Genomic DNA, 518 nt, shown 5'->3' on the forward strand with positions numbered 1-518 from the left:
GCATCCACCGTGTACGCTTAGTCACTTAACCATACAACCCAAACGGGTCTTTGTTTTATGACAGTTTAACTTCGCCAGAAGTCAATATTGAATACTAAAGTAGATACCAATCAATCAACTCATAAGAATTAATCAAATGGCACTGAATGGTACTGCTACCATTCTTTTTTTACTTTTGAAAACTCTTGATAAATAACAATGTTATTCATCAGAATTTTATTATCAGCTTTTCCAAATTTTTAAAGAGCATATTAATTAGTAAACCCAAAGGGCATTACTAACTAACAATCATCTGTGTGGACACTACGAACAAATAAGTTCTAAATCGTATAAGGAGGTGATCCAGCCCCAGGTTCCCCTAGGGCTACCTTGTTACGACTTCACCCCAGTCATGAATCACTCCGTGGTAAACGTCCTCCCGAGGGTTAGACTATCTACTTCTGGAGCAACCCACTCCCATGGTGTGACGGGCGGTGTGTACAAGGCCCGGGAACGTATTCACCGCGTCATTCTGATAC

The 518-nt window shown here is 40.5% G+C and carries 1 rRNA gene; it reads right to left on the reverse strand.

The annotated features are described in order from the left end of the window. Positions 1-330: 330 nt before the first annotated feature. Positions 331-518: ribosomal RNA gene (locus EU510_RS19860) — 16S ribosomal RNA — on the reverse strand; the annotation flags it as partial.

This window comes from Pseudoalteromonas sp. FUC4 (assembly GCF_008370255.1).
Classification (GTDB): domain Bacteria; phylum Pseudomonadota; class Gammaproteobacteria; order Enterobacterales; family Alteromonadaceae; genus Pseudoalteromonas.